The organism is Photobacterium sp. R1, assembly GCF_054600795.1.
This window is the reverse complement of record NZ_BAAHZP010001082.1, coordinates 1-230: the sequence shown is the minus strand read 5'-3', so window position 1 is coordinate 230 and position 230 is coordinate 1. Positions and strand designations below refer to the sequence as shown.

Annotated in this window: 1 protein-coding gene; it reads left to right on the top strand. The window is 47.4% G+C overall.

What is annotated here, in order from left to right; all coding sequences use genetic code 11:
- A partial coding sequence (locus ACYP03_RS28400; protein ID WP_459782993.1) for a 1-acyl-sn-glycerol-3-phosphate acyltransferase occupies positions 1 to 230 on the top strand: 230 nt, incomplete at both ends.

Below are 230 nucleotides of genomic sequence, written 5' to 3'. Positions count from 1 at the left end.
CAGTTACAAGTTGCCAAATATATGGCAGCGACCATCGAACATTCCTGTGACGGTGTCACACATTCTGGTTTAGATAAACTGGACCCCAATAAAGCGTATCTGTTCATCTCCAATCACAGGGATATCGCAATGGATCCGGCCATGGTGAACTGGTGCCTTTACCACAATAACCTGAACACAGTCCGTATCGCGATTGGTGACAATCTCCTGAAGAAGCCCTGCGCAACAGA